Raw genomic sequence first — 14,478 nt, forward strand, 5'->3', positions numbered from 1 at the left:
TGCACTACGTCCCGGACAGGGCGGGTTCGCGACGGGCGAGCTGCACGGGTGCGTCGTGGCGCCGCCAGCAGTGACGCAGTACCCGCAGCACGAAAGTGGGTCGCCGCATCTGGGACGGTGAGTCGTGCAGGTTGCTCACGCGCAGGATCGTTTCGGTGATTCGAATATCGTTGCGCGCCGCAATCAGGATCTTCGCGGACCACCACGCCATCGACTTCCGCAGGATGCGCTGTGTGAACGGCGTGTCGGCGGGCGCTGTCGTGTAGAGCGGCGCCGCCATCCTGTTCTGCTGCCACACCGTGTCGATGCGCCGGCCGACGGCGTGAAAGTAGCGGCGGGCGAGTCCGGTGTCACCCTCGAAGAGGCAGTCCCGCAAGGTGACGGCCTCCAGCAGCGCCATCGTCATGCCCTGGCCCCTGATGGGGTCCAGGCTGCAGATGGCGTCGCCGATCACCAGTAGCCCTTCGGGGAATTGCTCCATCTGGTCATAGCGCCGCCACACCGCGTCGCGGTACCAGAAGGTGTGCACATCGCCGATCGGAACCGCCGACCGTAGGGTCTCCACGAGCTCGCCGGGTACGAATTGTTCTGCAAAGGCGATCATTTCGGCGAACGTGGTGGGAGGCTCGTCCAGATTGAATTTGCCCAGGGTCAACATGACGGTGCCGTTTTCGCAGCGGGCGATTGCTCCGCCATACGGGTGTCCGGGCGCGGCGTTGAGAAAGGTGAGTTTGTCCATGGGGGTGTCGTCGGAAATGTGGAGGAGTTGACTCGCGTAGGTCACCGGAGATGTCATGCGGGTCTCAGTCGGACGGGCAAAGCCGAGGCGACCCAGGAAGGTCTGCGTGCGCGGGGTTCTTCCGGTGGCGTCCACCACAAGGTCGGAGATGAGCGTCGTCACCAGGCCGGTGGATCGCCGCGCCACGCGAACGCCGGTGACGCGATGTTCCGCGGTCATGGGCTCGATGACGTCGTGGCCATCCAGGAACTTCACATTGGCTATGCGCTGAACGCGTTGCCGTACTTGTGATTCCAAGAAGGGGCGGGTTGCCAGGTAGAGCCTGAACGTCTCCGGGTCGTCGAACTTCTCCGATCGATTGAACATCTCGTGTGGTCCGATCAGCATCCTGACGCGAGACAGATCACCCTCATCGCAGACCGTGGCGCCGTCTGCTTGCATCTCGTCGAGGATTCCGGGGAACAAGCGTTCCAGCCCCTGGGTGCCGGAGCTCATCAACATGTGAATGTGCTGTCCCTGCGGCACGCCGCTGCGTGGGGACGAGCCGGCCTTGAGCTCATCGCGCTCGACCACAGTGACCGATCGGTATGTCTCGGACAGCACCCGGGCGGCGAGCAGTCCCGCCATCCCGGCGCCGAGGACAACCGCATGATCTCTGTGTTCCCGCTTGTCAGGTGTCATCGCTGTTCCTTTCGTCCCGATGCACCCTACTCTTATCTATCTCTTAATTTCTTAGAATTACCTTAGATTTAGATTGCCTTTGGGACGCGATCAGCCACCGAAGAGCAGGTAGAGCCCGGTGAAGGTGTACCCGACCATGACGAGCATCATCGCCAACTGCCCGGTCACTTGGTGTCGTGTGGGGAGCACCTTCAGTGCCCGATCATGTGCGGCGACGACGCCCGCGATATGCCCGGCCAACACGAATCCCACCTTGAGTGTCGACAGCACGGACGGGTGCATCGACAAGAGATAGGAGACGTCGACATCGGACAGCCATCCGCGCCCCAGGGGGTCGGCGAGTCGGAGCACGGTCTGCTGTCCGCGCTCCACGAGGTACGTCAGATAGTGGGCGAATACATAACCGATCACGATCGGGATCAGCGAATGCGCCAAGAGGCCCGGCAGATCGCGCCGGGTGGTGCGGTCTACGCCACCGGTCGCACGGGCGGCCAGGCAGAAGGTTGTCGCGACGGTGGCGATGAAGACAGCCAGCCCCGCGGTCCGGATCGCGACCGCGGCCGCCGTCGAGCCACCGGCCAGTTCGTCGACGAATCCGCGCCAGGCGGGCATCGCCGAAAAACTGTCGAAGGCAGTAGAACCCAACAGCACCGCGAGTACGGCCACGATGCCCGGCCGAATCGGCAGCGACGGAAGGTGATCGAACGGGTTACCGATCGCGATGCGGCCGTCGGCATTGCGCCGCAGGGGAGCCAGGCGTGAGGCCACCATGCTGTACACGTCAAAGGGATCGGCATGCGCGCACCAGCGGGTGCCACAGGCCAGCGCGCCCGCGAGTGTCACCGCCAGGTAGACCACCAGCCAGATCTTGACCGCTGCGAGCGATCCCGGATCAGCACTGGCCAGCTCCAGCCAGACGAACATGAACAGACCGGCGGCGGCGGGCCAATATCCCCACCGCCGTGGGTATTCGGTGGGAGGTGGTCGCCGTGACAAGGGCAGTAGCCGGTACACGGCAGGCACCGGTGACAGCAGTCGCCATGCCGGCCCGAACAGCAGCGACACCGCCACCAGCCCGACCCAGAACAGTACGTAGAAGACGCCCGGCAGTGGGTTCCTGCTGTCCTGCGGGCCGAACAACGCCGCCGTGCCGATCCATACGGTCGCCAGCAGCACCATGCCGGTGACGATCCACCGTGTGGCCGGCGCGTCGACAGCCGCCGTGATCCAGGACGGCAGTGGACGTCCTGGCCGGGCCGCGTCGAACCGCGGCTTCTTCCACGCCAGTGCCACCACGGCAAAAGTGAATGTGAGCGCCCACGCCGCACCGATCAGTGCGTAGGTGTAGGGGATCGGAAGATCGGCCGAACCGCCCAGCCCATGGGCAAGAACGATGGTCGTCCGATCGTTGGTCACGGCTGCACGGTGATCGTGGCGACCGTCTTCTTCAGCTTGTGGAGTTCTACGTCGACCTTCCCGGGCAGATTGACGGTGAACTGAAACGTCTGCCCGCCTTTCGGCTCGATCTCGAAACTGTGATCGGGAGTGGAGTGAACGTGCAACTCGTCGGCGGCATCGCTGTCCACGCGAATCACGATGGGCTCTGAGACACGCGCTTGCAACGTGGCGTTGGTCGGTGTGACGACTCCGCTCTTGATGGCGACGTCTACGGTCAATCCCGCAGGCGGCGTGCTGGATCCGGTGGCGGGTGTCTCTCTCGACGTGCCGCAGCCGCTGCAGAGCACGACGGCGGCGGTGATCGCCGACAGAGCTTTGATGATCATCTTTTTCGTTCCTCCTAGTCGCGGTGTTCTTCGTCGTTGGCCGGGTCGTCCTCGTCGGCTTGGCGGCGGTCCCGCATCGCCACCCAGATGACCACGCCCGCCACGACTACCGCGGGTGCGAACGCGGGCAATGCCAACAGCAGCGAGTGATCTGCCAGGTACTCGACGGTCATGGGCCGTGTGGCACCGGTTCCTTGGGTCCCGGTGTCGGCAATGCGTTGCTGTCGCTGCGCGTTTCGGTGCCGTTGATGCGCCCGGCGCCCCAGCTCAGTACGGCGATCAGCACCAGGGTGCAGAACAACACCACCAGGGACGCCACGTTGAACAGCCAGGACGGGTGGTTCTGATTCCGCTCGCGTTGCAGGATCGTCAGCTCTTGGGTGAATGGCCGTGTGCTGGATGCCAACGCGGGCGTCTCCTCGGCGCCGATGCCCGGATCGGCGGGCAGGAAGATCGGTACGCCGGCCATCGTGGAGCCGTCCTGCACGCGCAGCAGCGTCTTCCACGAGCCGTACACCGGGATCGGCTGGGTCGACCGGTAGTGGCCCTGCCCGATCTTCTGCAGCTTGTCGATCGCCAGGCCGTGGTCGTTGGCCAGGCCGCCCTGCCAGGACAGGATGGTCACCCATTCGGGATCGTCGCTGATGAGGTCGCTCGGGTTGATCACCACGTCCGCCGACACCATGCGCTTGCCGCCATCGCTGGACAGGTCGTTCAATGTGATTGTCGCGGTGGCGTGTTCGGGTACGTCGGTGCGCAGCCCGTTGGCCACCGCGGCCCCGAGGATCAGCACCGTCAAGACGACCGCGGTGATGCTCGCGGCGGGTTTGGGTAGCTTCTGGCCGGTCAGCACCAGGCCCAACAGGGCGCCGCAGACACCCATGGCGATGGCGACCGGTACCGACATCGCCAGCGCCTCGGGCCACATGCTCGTCGGCCACGGGTAGCGGTAGACCGCACCGATCCAGAGCGACTCCAGCCACAGTCCCGCGGTGCCCACGCCCAGCCCCGCGACGGCGCCGAACAGTATGGGGCGCTTGATCAGCGGAGTCAGTGCGATGAGTTCCACGACCAGGGCAGGCCCGAGATACAGCGCGAACCAACTCGTCGGTCCACCGAGAATCGGCCCGGCGAGCAAGGCGACGGCCCCGCGCAGCACGATGGCCAGTAGGGCGCCGATGATCGCGGCGCCGCGGCCCATCACGATGCGCGCGCACACCGCGGCGAAGGCGGCAGCCGCGGCGATCATCATGGGCTGTTGCACCAGCCTGAACTGTTCGACACCGAAGTCGTATTCGATCTGGAATACCGACAGCCCGATGAACATCCCGCCAAAGGACAAGTAGCGCAGGAACTTCACGAACTTCGTGTCGTCGTCGGAGCTGAAACCGATGGCCCGTCTGCCCTCGTACTCGAGGATCAACACGGAGACCAACGACAGTCCGGCGCCCCCGATCAGCATCAGGTGGGTGGGGCCCCAGAGTGTGACGTCCTGGCCAAAGATGCGGTGCCAAATGTCATCCAGCGGGAAGCCGATCAAGGCGTACAGGCCGCACATGGCCATCAGCAGGCCGCCGACCGGCGCGTACCAGCTGCGGGTGATGCGCACCGCCGCCGCGCCGGGCTTGTCGTAGGGCAGAACGATCGCCAGGGTGCCCGCGATGAACAGCAGGAACAGGCCCAACAGAATGAAGTAGTGCGCGGGATTGGCTAGCGGACCGGCGTCGCGGCCCTTGCCGATGTGCAGGCTGACATCCCAGATGAAACCGAACAGCGCGGCGACGATCGTCGTGACGAACAGGCAGATCTGCAGGGCAACCCAGGGTGGCCGGTTGAACTTGTTGCCCACCCGGTCCGCGAGATTCTGCAGCCAGGTGATGCGTCGCTGACGATGCAGATAGCCGATCCACAGCAGGCCGACCGAGACGATCGTGGCGGCCACCGACATGCCGATCACCTGGTCGAGGGCCGCACCGCCGCCCTCGTCGGCGGCGAGGATGTGCACGGATTGTGTTGTCATGGGCTCGCCATCCTGTCGGTGAGTAGGGAGCAACCGGTCATGCTGGCGGGCAATGTTTCCAGAATTCGTCGGCTCAAACAGGAGTACGTACTAATCGACCACTCAATCGATATCGGGATCCGACCGTCCCCGGGGCATGGGACGATCATCGGGTGACCGAAGCGCTGCACCTGATCCTGGGAGACGAAGAACTATTGGTCGAACGCGCGGTGACTTCGGTGCTGCATGCTGTCCGCGGCAAGGCGAGCGGCGACATCCCCGTCAACCGGCTGCGCGCGGGCCAGGTCGACGTCGCGGAATTGGCCGAGCTGCTGAGCCCCTCGCTGTTCGCCGATGAAAGAGTGATCGTCGTCGAGGCGGCCGCCGAGGCGGGCAAGGACGCGGTCACGCTCATCGAGCAGGCGGCCTCCGATCTGCCACCGGGAACCTTTCTGCTCGTGCAACATTCGGGAGGCGGCCGCGCCAAGGCGTTGGCGGGCGCCTTGCAGAAGATGGGTGCCGCGGTGCACGACTGCGCCCGCATCACCAAGGCTGCTGAACGAGCCGACTTCGTGCACAAGGAATTTCGCCGGCTGGGGCAGAAGGTGGACGCCGACGTGGTCGCCATCGTGATCGACGCCGTCGGCTCCGATATCCGTGAGTTGGCGGCCGCGTGTTCGCAACTGGTATCGGATACCGACGGCAATGTCGATGAGGCCGCGGTGCGCCGCTACCACTCCGGTCGCGCGGAGGTCTCCGGATTCGACATCGCCGACAAGGCAGTGGTGGGGGACATCGCCGGCTCCACGGAGGCGCTGCGCTGGGCGATGCAACGCGGTGTCCCGCATGTGCTGTTGGCCGACGCGCTGGCCGAGGCCGTGCACACCATCGCGCGGGTGGGACCCATCAAACAGAACGCCTACGCGGCCGCGTCCGAACTCGGGATGCCGCCATGGCGCATCGAGAAGGCCCAGAAACAGGCCCGCCGATGGACGCGGGACGCGGTGGCCGAGGCAATGCGCGTGGTGGCCGCGCTCAACGCCGATGTGAAGGGGGCGGCGGCCGATGCCGACTACGCCCTGGAATCGGCCGTGCGTAAGGTGGCCGAACTGGTGAGCACCTGACCCGGCGGGACCGTCTCACGACACGAAAAACGCCGAGCGGGCGCGGTAGCGCTCACACTCGGCGTTGATCGAAAGAAAGATCAGAGCTTGTTCAGAGCCAGGGCCAGCGCCGACTTCTTGTTGGCGGCCTGGTTCTTGTGGATGACACCCTTGGTGACGGCCTTGTCCAGCTTGCGGCTGGCCGAAACGAGCAGCTCGCCCGCCTTGTCCTTGTCGCCCTCGGCGATGGCCTCGCGCAGTCCGCGGATGGCCGTGCGCAGGGACGACTTGGTCGCCTGGTTGCGCAACCGGGCACGCTCGTTGGTGCGGATGCGCTTTTCCTGCGACTTGATATTGGCCACGCGTTTAAATCCTTCGGTAAATCGTCTGGTTGGGCGGCAGGCCTCCAGATCATTGGATCCGGGGCAGCTGAGCAGCGCCGCAAGGGAAGAGACTACCAGGGGAACGTCCAAAACCTGAAACCGGTGGGTGAGCGCACAACACGAGATTGCGTTCAGGTAGCCAGCAAGTATCGGCGATACGCGCGCATGCACTGCCGAATCCGGCGAGTTGGTGCAGCATGGGCAACGTGAGCCTGCGAACAGTGATGCCGAACTCGGGGCGGCCGACACGCTCGGCGGCAACGTCCCGGCTAACCCGGCGTGACGATCAGATATTCGGCGGATACCGCGAGCTGGTGTCTGAGAAGGGGGCCTACTCCAAGGCCTTCGACGAAATGTTCGACTCGGACGGGAACGTGCGCGGGCCCTACAAGGGGATCTATGCCGAGCTGGCGCCCACCGATGCCGCCGATCTGGCCGCGCGCGCGGACGCGCTGGGCAGGGCGTTCATCGATCAGGGCATCACGTTCTCGCTGTCGGGTCAGGAACGGCCGTTTCCGCTGGACCTGGTGCCGCGTGTCATCGCCGCCGCGGAGTGGTCGCGGCTGGAGCGGGGCATCGCGCAGCGGGTGCGGGCACTGGAGCTGTACCTGGCCGACATCTACGGCGATCAAGAAATCCTGCGCGACGAGGTGATCCCGCGCCGGTTGGTCACATCGTGCGAGCACTTCCATCGTGAGGCCGCCGGGATCAATCCACCCAACGGTGTGCGGATCCATGTCGCGGGCATCGATCTGGTGCGCGACGCCCAGGGCACATTCCGGGTCCTGGAGGACAATCTGCGCTCGCCGTCCGGGGTGTCCTACGTCATGGAGAACCGTCGCACCATGGCACGGGTCTTCCCGGACCTTTTCGCCACCCACCGGGTGCGTGCGGTGGACGATTACTCCTCGCACCTGCTGCGGGCGCTACGGATGTCGGCGGCCACGAACGAGGCCGATCCCACAGTGGTGGTTCTCACACCGGGAGTCGCCAACTCGGCGTACTTCGAGCACTCGCTGCTGGCCCGTCAGATGGGTGTCGAATTGGTCGAGGGGCGCGACCTGTTCTGCCGGGACAACCAGGTCTACATGCGCACCACCGAGGGCGAGCGTCAGGTCGACGTGATCTACCGCCGCATCGACGACACCTACCTGGACCCCATGCAGTTCCGTCCTGACTCGGTCCTCGGGGTCGCCGGGCTGCTCAATGCCGCACGCGCCGGAAACGTCGTCATCTCCAGCGCGGTGGGCAACGGGGTGGGCGACGACAAGCTCGTCTACACCTACGTGCCGACCATCATCGAGTACTACCTCGGTGAGAAACCCATTGTGGCGAACGTGGATACGTTCCGATGTTGGCTCGATGAGGAACGCGAGGAAGTGCTGGATCGCCTCGAACACCTCGTCATCAAGCCGGTCGAAGGCTCCGGGGGATACGGGATCGTCTTCGGGCCCGACGCCTCGGAGAAGGAACGCGCCGCCATCGCCAAGAAGATCAAGGCCGATCCGCGCGGCTGGGTGGCTCAGCCGGTGGTGCAGCTGTCGACGGTGCCCACGAAGATCGGGGACCAGTTGGTGCCCCGGCACGTGGATCTGCGCCCCTTCGCGGTCAATGACGGCGACGACGTGTGGGTGCTGCCCGGCGGGCTGACCCGGGTCGCGTTGCCCGAAGGCTCTCTGGTGGTGAACTCCAGCCAGGGTGGTGGCTCCAAGGACACCTGGGTGCTGGCATCGCGGGCGTCGGTGGCCGAACGCGAGCTCGCCGGTGCCGAGCTGGTATCCGAGCTGCCCCAGGCGGCGGAGGTGGAGCAGGGTCCCGAGGCGGCCACCGCGGGATTGCAGCAGCACCATGTGCAGCAGCAACAACAGCAACAGCAGGTGATGCGCTGATGTTGGCCCGAAACGCGGAGTCGCTGTACTGGATTGGTCGTTACGTCGAGCGCGCCGACGACACCGCACGCATCCTCGACGTGACGGTGCATCAGCTGCTCGAGGACGCCAGCGTGGATCCCGATCATGCCTCCCGCGTGTTGTTGCGGGTGCTGGGCATCGACGCGCCGGACACCGTGCTTGACGTGTGGTCGCTCACCGAGCTTGTCGCGTTCAGCAGGGGAGTGCAGGGGGGATCGATCGTCGACTCCATCTCGGCGGCGCGTGAAAATGCCCGTGGTGCACGCGAAGTGACGTCCACCGAGATGTGGGAGTGCCTGAACACGACGTTCAACGCGCTGGCGGACCGCGAGCGCGCCGCGCGCAGGCTCGGCCCGCACGAGTTCTTCACCTACGTGGAGGGGCGTGCCGCCCAGTTCGCGGGACTGGCCGATTCCACCCTGAGCCGCGACGACGGCTACCGCTTCCTGGTGCTGGGCAGGTCCATCGAGCGAGTGGACATGACGGTGCGGCTGCTGCTGTCGCGTGTGGGTGACCGCGCCTCCTCGCCGGCATGGGTGACGCTGCTGCGTAGCGCTGGCGCACATGACACCTACCTGCGCACCTACCGTGGCGTACTGGACGCCAATCGGGTTGTCGAGTTCATGCTGCTGGATCGGTTGTTCCCCCGGTCGGTCTTTCATTCCCTGCGGCAGGCCGAGCTGAGCCTGGACGAGTTGGATCACCGGCCGCACAGCCGAGTTGGTGCGCGCGCCGAGGCGCAGCGACTCCTGGGCCGTGCCCGCAGCGAGCTGGAGTTCATGAGACCCGGTGTGCTGCTGGAGGATCTGCCCACCCGGCTGGCCGGGCTGCAGCAGACCTGCCGGGAACTGGGCGAGGCGGTGGCATTGCAGTACTTCCATGCCGCGCCGTGGGTGGCGTGGACCGATGCCGGGGGCCGGCACGATCTGGATCCGATCGAGGAGGGTGAGATCTGATGTGGCGCATGCGCATCGTGCACGCCACCGGGTACGCGTACAAGACGCCGGTGACGGCCTCCTACAACGAGGCACGACTGACACCGCGCAGCGACGGTCGGCAGAACGTCATCCTCAACCGCGTGGAGACGGTCCCGGCCACCCGTTCGTATCGGTACGTCGACTACTGGGGCACCGCGGTCACGACCTTCGACCTGCATGCCCCGCATACCGAGCTGGAGGTGACGGGCCTGTCGGTGGTGGAGACCGACGTGGCCGAAAAGCCCGAGGACGGCGTGGACTGGGCTGAGGTGCACACGACCGGGGTGATTGACCGGTTCGACGAGTATCTGTCGCCCACCGCGTACGTCCCGCAGAGCAAGAAGGTGCAGGCGGTCGGCAAGAGGATCGGCAAGGACGCCAGCCCCGCCGAGGCGATTGTCGCTGCGTCCAAATGGGTCCACTCGGAACTCGACTACGTGCCGGGGACCACCGGGGTGCACTCGTCGGCGCTGGACGCGCTGCGCGAGAGCAAGGGAGTGTGCCAGGACTACGCGCACCTGACGCTGGTGCTACTGCGCAGCATGGGCATTCCGGCCCGCTACGTGTCGGGCTATCTGCACCCCAAGCGTGACGCGGTGGTGGGCGAGACGGTGGACGGGCAGAGCCACGCCTGGATCCAGGCGTGGGCCGGCGGTTGGTGGGATTACGACCCCACCAACGACAGCGAGATCAACGAGCAGTACGTCACGGTCGGTGTCGGGCGAGACTACTCGGACGTCAGTCCTCTCAAAGGCATCTATTCAGGGGGTGGCTCGACCGATCTGGACGTTGTGGTCGAAGTAACACGACTCGCCTAAACGACCCAGAAAAGGCGGTTATTGCACAGGTGTCTGGCAAGAAGAGTAATAATGCGTAGACCATGGTGACCAAACAAGCTACCGGGCTATACGGCGGACGAACGGCAGACGAGCGCCGCGCGGAGCGGCGGCGACGCCTCCTTGAGGCGGGGCTCGAGGTAATGGCCAGCTCCGGCTGGGCAGCGACAACGGTCCGGGAGATCTGCAAGACCGCCGGACTGAACACCCGCTACTTCTACGAGTGCTTCGACGGCCTTGACGAGCTGCTCGTCGCGGTCTTCGACTGGATCATCGAGGACAGCATCGCCACCGCGGGTTCGGCGATGGCCGCGGCAGAGAAGGACTCACGCTCGCAGGTGCACGCCGGCGTCGTGGGTGCGGTGACCGCGCTGACCGCCGACCCCCGGCGCGCCCGCGTGATCGCCACCGAGGCGATGGGCAGCCAGCGTCTCACTCGTCGCCGTATGCGGTTGACGCACTACATGGCGTTGATGCTCGGTGCCGCCCGCGCCGAGTTCGACCCGGATGCCGATCCGAACTACACCGCGGTGCAGGCCGAAGCCCTGGCCGCGGGGGTCGCCGGCACCGTGTTGGCATGGCTCGACGGACGGCTTCGTCTGGAGCGTGAGGAACTGGCCGAATACACCGCCCAATTCGTCGATCAGGCCATGTTCACGCCGCTGCCGGTACACAACTCGGTCGAACACTGAAACGAGCTGGTCGATCCGATCAGCTCCAAGAGAACCGCGTACGCAGACGTGCCGCGACGATGTTGAATCGCTCCACGTCCAAAATGGCGCCCTCGCGCCGAATTCCTTCTTCGGGCACGTCGAGCACTCGATCGAGGCGCACCCAGCTGGGGCGCCCGTCGTAATCCCAGCTGCCGCTGCCCAGCGCTACCCAATCCGGATCGGTCTCGTGGCGCTCCTTGCTGGAGAGCATCAAACCCAGCAGGAGCGTGCCGTCGCGTCCCACCACGAGCACGGGACGATCCTTGCCCTGCGACGGGTCGTCCTCGTAGACCACCCAGGTCCACACGATCTCGCCGGGATCGGCGCGACCGTCCAGGTCGGGGGTGTATTCGATGCGGCGGGCCCGATGGGCCGTGGGCACGCTGCGGTTGGTGACCGGGCGGCCCGGAATGGCGGTCTGCTGCTCCGGCTCGACGACGCCGATCGCCTCGAGCCCCCGTTGAAGTCCACGCTGGACGAATTCCGACCCCTGTAGTTGCCGCAGCACCTTCGGGCCTTCGCGGAACACGACTTGTTCAAGAGTGTCCACCGCGATCTTCCCGAGCCTCCGCCCGAGCGTCTGCCACTGTGACGCCATGCTGCGAGCATACTGACCGGTAGTCCCTGGGGACGCGTGTGTCAGGAGCATGCCGCGCGGCATGGGAGCATGGTGCCGTGCCAAGTTTTGCCGACACGACGTTCACGGACCCGGCGCTCATCCGTAACTTCTGCATCATCGCCCATATCGACCACGGGAAGTCGACCCTGGCCGACCGCATGCTGCAGCTGACGGGCGTGGTCGACGAGCGGTCCATGCGTGCCCAGTATCTGGACCGCATGGACATCGAGCGTGAACGTGGCATCACCATCAAGGCGCAGAATGTGCGGCTGCCCTGGCAGGTGAAAAACACAGCCGGGCAGTCCGAAGATTTTGTCCTGCACCTCATCGACACCCCCGGCCATGTGGACTTCACCTATGAGGTGTCCCGCGCCCTGGAGGCGTGCGAGGGCGCGGTACTGCTGGTGGACGCCGCGCAAGGCATCGAGGCGCAGACGCTGGCCAACCTGTACCTGGCGCTGGACAAGGACCTGACGATCATTCCGGTCCTGAACAAGATCGACCTGCCTGCCGCGGACCCGGAACGGTACTCCGAGGAGATCGCGCACATCATCGGCTGCGAGCCCAGTGACGTGCTGCGTGTTTCCGGGAAGACCGGTGAAGGTGTCGCCGCGTTGCTCGACGAGGTGGTACGGCAAATCCCTGCGCCCCGAGGTGATTCGGATGCCCCGGCGCGCGCGATGATCTTCGACTCGGTGTATGACATCTACCGTGGCGTGGTCACCTACGTACGTGTCGTCGACGGCAGGATCACCCCGCGCGAGAAGATCGCGATGATGTCCACGGGCGCCACCCACGAATTGCTGGAGGTGGGCATCGTCTCGCCGGAGCCCAAACCCTCTGCGGGCCTTGGGGTCGGCGAGGTGGGCTACCTGATCACCGGCGTGAAGGATGTGCGTCAGTCCAAGGTCGGTGACACCGTCACCTCCGCCCGCAAGGGCGCGACAGAACCGCTGACCGGCTATCGCGAACCCAAGCCGATGGTCTACTCCGGGCTGTACCCGGTGGACGGATCCGATTACCCGAACCTGCGCGAGGCGCTGGACAAGCTGCAGCTGAACGACGCCGCGCTCACCTACGAGCCGGAGACCTCGGTGGCCCTGGGCTTCGGATTCCGTTGCGGCTTCCTGGGATTGCTGCATATGGAGATCACCCGCGAGCGGCTGGAACGCGAGTTCAACCTCGACCTCATCTCGACGGCGCCCAATGTGGTGTACCGCGTGGTCAAGGAAGACGGGAACGAGATGATGGTGACCAATCCGTCCATCTGGCCCGAGGGCAAGATCCGCTCGGTGTTCGAGCCGGTGGTCAAGACGACCGTCATCGCACCGAGCGAGTTCATCGGCTCGATCATGGAGTTGTGCCAATCGCGGCGCGGCGAGCTCGGCGGCATGGATTACCTGTCGCCAGAGCGCGTCGAGCTGCGCTACACAATGCCGTTGGGCGAGATCATCTTCGACTTCTTCGACTCGCTGAAGTCGCGCACGCGCGGCTACGCCAGCCTGGATTACGAGGAGGCCGGCGAGCAGGAGGCCGATCTGGTCAAGGTCGACATCCTGTTGCAGGGTGAGGCGGTCGACGCGTTCAGCGCCATCGTCCACAAGGACGGGGCCTCGGCGTACGGCAACAAGATGACCGTCAAGCTCAAGGAGCTCATTCCGCGCCAGCAGTTCGAGGTGCCGGTGCAGGCCGCCGTCGGGTCGAGAATCATTGCCCGCGAGAACATTCGTGCCATCCGCAAGGACGTGCTCTCCAAGTGCTACGGCGGTGACATCACCCGTAAGCGCAAGCTGCTGGAAAAGCAGAAGGAAGGCAAGAAGCGCATGAAGACCATCGGGCGGGTAGAGGTGCCGCAGGAGGCCTTCGTGGCGGCGTTGTCCACCGAGTCGACGGCGGACAAGCCCAAGAAGTAGTCCTAACGGAGGCTCAGGCTCAGTCTTCTTGGCAGCACTGACTCGGCATGCCCACGACGGCTCCTCCTTGCGGCCAGCCGGCCGGCGAGTCCTCCCACGGTTCCTGGCGGCCATAAGGCGTCAGATCCAGGAACGGGTATCCGACCGCGGAGTGGTCCAGCCCGCGCGCGAAGGCCGAATAGGTATGAAAAACCTCGTCGTCGCGACGCAGGAAGACGCTGGCACCCGGCCAATCGCCGCGCAGGTCCTCGTCACTGAAACCCTGGGCGTGTAGCTCGGCGAGTGACCGGTAGTTGTACTCGATCGGGGCGCGTGACGGGTCCAGCGTGACGTGGAAGTCGTAGCTGAAATCGCCGTCGTCGGTCGAATACCACGGGAACGTCCAGCCGTGCTTGTCGCGGTAACGGGCGATGCTCGCATACGGCGCGCGGGAGATGCAGGCGAAGGTAACGCCCTTGTCGTGCAACAGTGCGATGTCCTGCTCGGTGAACGTCATATCGGCGGCCCCGGTGCAGCTGGGGCAGCCGCGGTCGGCCTCATCCAGCCACATGAAGTGGTGGACGTACAGCGTGTGCCGTCCCTCGAACAGGTCGATCAGAGCCACCTGGCCGCCGGGCCCTTCGAAGAGATAGTCCTTGTCGACCTTCACCATTGGGAGCCGTCGGCGTTCGGCATTGACGGCATCGCGCAGGTGTGTGGCCTCCCGTTCGCGGGCAAGCAGCTTCTTGCGTGCCGCCAGCCATTCCTGGCGGCTTACGACATCGGGGTAAGCGGTTGGTGTGCTCATACCGATACCGACCCACCCGCCCGTCAAAACTCAT

General features: G+C 65.3%; 14 protein-coding genes. 6 read left to right on the plus strand and 8 right to left on the minus strand.

Annotated elements, in window-relative coordinates; all coding sequences use genetic code 11:
• Positions 1 to 4: 4 nt before the first annotated feature.
• From MYCSP_RS07500 to MYCSP_RS07520, 5 genes are all read right to left on the minus strand, one after another.
• Positions 5 to 1,420, minus strand: a complete 1,416-nt coding sequence (locus tag MYCSP_RS07500) for an FAD-dependent oxidoreductase (protein WP_088413502.1) — start codon at positions 1,418 to 1,420, stop codon at positions 5 to 7.
• Between the two features lie 90 nt (positions 1,421 to 1,510).
• Positions 1,511 to 2,836: a hypothetical protein gene (locus MYCSP_RS07505; RefSeq protein WP_088413503.1), complete on the minus strand. Its 1,326-nt coding sequence runs from the start codon at positions 2,834 to 2,836 to the stop codon at positions 1,511 to 1,513.
• Positions 2,833 to 3,201 carry an alpha-crystallin domain-containing protein gene (locus MYCSP_RS07510; protein WP_083014174.1) on the minus strand — a complete coding sequence of 123 codons (369 nt, stop codon included), beginning with the start codon at positions 3,199 to 3,201 and terminating at the stop codon, positions 2,833 to 2,835. The genes MYCSP_RS07505 and MYCSP_RS07510 overlap by 4 nt, the downstream gene beginning before the upstream one ends.
• 17 nt (positions 3,202 to 3,218) lie before the next feature.
• Positions 3,219 to 3,377 carry a hypothetical protein gene (locus MYCSP_RS23290; RefSeq protein WP_070911165.1) on the minus strand — a complete coding sequence of 53 codons (159 nt, stop codon included), beginning with the start codon at positions 3,375 to 3,377 and terminating at the stop codon, positions 3,219 to 3,221.
• Positions 3,374 to 5,224, minus strand: a complete 1,851-nt coding sequence (locus tag MYCSP_RS07520; RefSeq protein ID WP_083014106.1) for a hypothetical protein — start codon at positions 5,222 to 5,224, stop codon at positions 3,374 to 3,376. The genes MYCSP_RS23290 and MYCSP_RS07520 overlap by 4 nt, the downstream gene beginning before the upstream one ends.
• A gap of 152 nt (positions 5,225 to 5,376) precedes the next feature.
• On the opposite strand from MYCSP_RS07520, the gene holA reads away from it, so the two are divergent.
• Positions 5,377 to 6,327, plus strand: coding sequence for a DNA polymerase III subunit delta (gene holA, locus MYCSP_RS07525; protein ID WP_070911163.1), 951 nt, complete (start codon positions 5,377 to 5,379; stop codon positions 6,325 to 6,327).
• Positions 6,328 to 6,407: 80 nt separating this feature from the next.
• On the opposite strand, the gene rpsT is transcribed toward holA, so the two are convergent.
• Positions 6,408 to 6,668: a 30S ribosomal protein S20 gene (rpsT, locus tag MYCSP_RS07530; protein ID WP_088413504.1), complete on the minus strand. Its 261-nt coding sequence runs from the start codon at positions 6,666 to 6,668 to the stop codon at positions 6,408 to 6,410.
• A gap of 245 nt (positions 6,669 to 6,913) precedes the next feature.
• On the opposite strand from rpsT, the gene MYCSP_RS07535 reads away from it, so the two are divergent.
• The 4 genes from MYCSP_RS07535 (at position 6,914) to MYCSP_RS07550 (ending at position 11,104) form a co-directional block, all read left to right on the plus strand.
• Positions 6,914 to 8,578, plus strand: coding sequence for a circularly permuted type 2 ATP-grasp protein (locus tag MYCSP_RS07535; protein WP_070911478.1), 1,665 nt, complete (start codon positions 6,914 to 6,916; stop codon positions 8,576 to 8,578).
• Positions 8,578 to 9,555: an alpha-E domain-containing protein gene (locus MYCSP_RS07540; protein ID WP_070911161.1), complete on the plus strand. Its 978-nt coding sequence runs from the start codon at positions 8,578 to 8,580 to the stop codon at positions 9,553 to 9,555. Before MYCSP_RS07535 ends, MYCSP_RS07540 begins: the two co-directional genes overlap by 1 nt.
• Complete coding sequence (locus MYCSP_RS07545; protein ID WP_083014104.1) at positions 9,555 to 10,394, plus strand: transglutaminase family protein; 840 nt, start codon at positions 9,555 to 9,557, stop codon at positions 10,392 to 10,394. The genes MYCSP_RS07540 and MYCSP_RS07545 overlap by 1 nt, the downstream gene beginning before the upstream one ends.
• A gap of 62 nt (positions 10,395 to 10,456) precedes the next feature.
• Positions 10,457 to 11,104, plus strand: coding sequence for a TetR/AcrR family transcriptional regulator (locus MYCSP_RS07550; RefSeq protein ID WP_083014103.1), 648 nt, complete (start codon positions 10,457 to 10,459; stop codon positions 11,102 to 11,104).
• Positions 11,105 to 11,123: 19 nt separating this feature from the next.
• Here the strand turns inward: MYCSP_RS07550 and MYCSP_RS07555 are convergent, their stop codons facing one another.
• Positions 11,124 to 11,723, minus strand: coding sequence for a type II toxin-antitoxin system PemK/MazF family toxin (locus MYCSP_RS07555; protein WP_083014102.1), 600 nt, complete (start codon positions 11,721 to 11,723; stop codon positions 11,124 to 11,126).
• Between the two features lie 77 nt (positions 11,724 to 11,800).
• Here MYCSP_RS07555 and lepA point away from each other — a divergent pair, with 77 nt between their 5' ends.
• Positions 11,801 to 13,657, plus strand: a complete 1,857-nt coding sequence (gene lepA / locus MYCSP_RS07560) for a translation elongation factor 4 (RefSeq protein ID WP_088413505.1) — start codon at positions 11,801 to 11,803, stop codon at positions 13,655 to 13,657.
• Positions 13,658 to 13,676: 19 nt separating this feature from the next.
• Here lepA and MYCSP_RS07565 read toward each other — a convergent pair whose 3' ends face one another.
• A complete protein-coding gene (locus MYCSP_RS07565) occupies positions 13,677 to 14,444 on the minus strand; it encodes a DUF899 domain-containing protein (protein WP_088413506.1) in 768 nt (255 codons plus the stop codon).
• Positions 14,445 to 14,478 lie beyond the last annotated feature (34 nt).

It is taken from the genome of Mycobacteroides saopaulense (genome assembly GCF_001456355.1).
GTDB lineage: Bacteria > Actinomycetota > Actinomycetes > Mycobacteriales > Mycobacteriaceae > Mycobacterium > Mycobacterium saopaulense.

Coding starts and splice junctions, on each gene's coding strand:
- MYCSP_RS07500 (WP_088413502.1), bottom strand. CDS start 1,420: ATGACACCTGACAAGCGGGAACACAGAGATCATGCGGTTGTCCTCGGC.
- MYCSP_RS23290 (WP_070911165.1), bottom strand. CDS start 3,377: ATGACCGTCGAGTACCTGGCAGATCACTCGCTGCTGTTGGCATTGCCC.
- MYCSP_RS07520 (WP_083014106.1), bottom strand. CDS start 5,224: ATGACAACACAATCCGTGCACATCCTCGCCGCCGACGAGGGCGGCGGT.
- MYCSP_RS07535 (WP_070911478.1), top strand. CDS start 6,914: ATGCCGAACTCGGGGCGGCCGACACGCTCGGCGGCAACGTCCCGGCTA.
- MYCSP_RS07540 (WP_070911161.1), top strand. CDS start 8,578: ATGTTGGCCCGAAACGCGGAGTCGCTGTACTGGATTGGTCGTTACGTC.
- MYCSP_RS07545 (WP_083014104.1), top strand. CDS start 9,555: ATGTGGCGCATGCGCATCGTGCACGCCACCGGGTACGCGTACAAGACG.
- MYCSP_RS07550 (WP_083014103.1), top strand. CDS start 10,457: ATGGTGACCAAACAAGCTACCGGGCTATACGGCGGACGAACGGCAGAC.
- MYCSP_RS07555 (WP_083014102.1), bottom strand. CDS start 11,723: ATGGCGTCACAGTGGCAGACGCTCGGGCGGAGGCTCGGGAAGATCGCG.
- MYCSP_RS07565 (WP_088413506.1), bottom strand. CDS start 14,444: ATGAGCACACCAACCGCTTACCCCGATGTCGTAAGCCGCCAGGAATGG.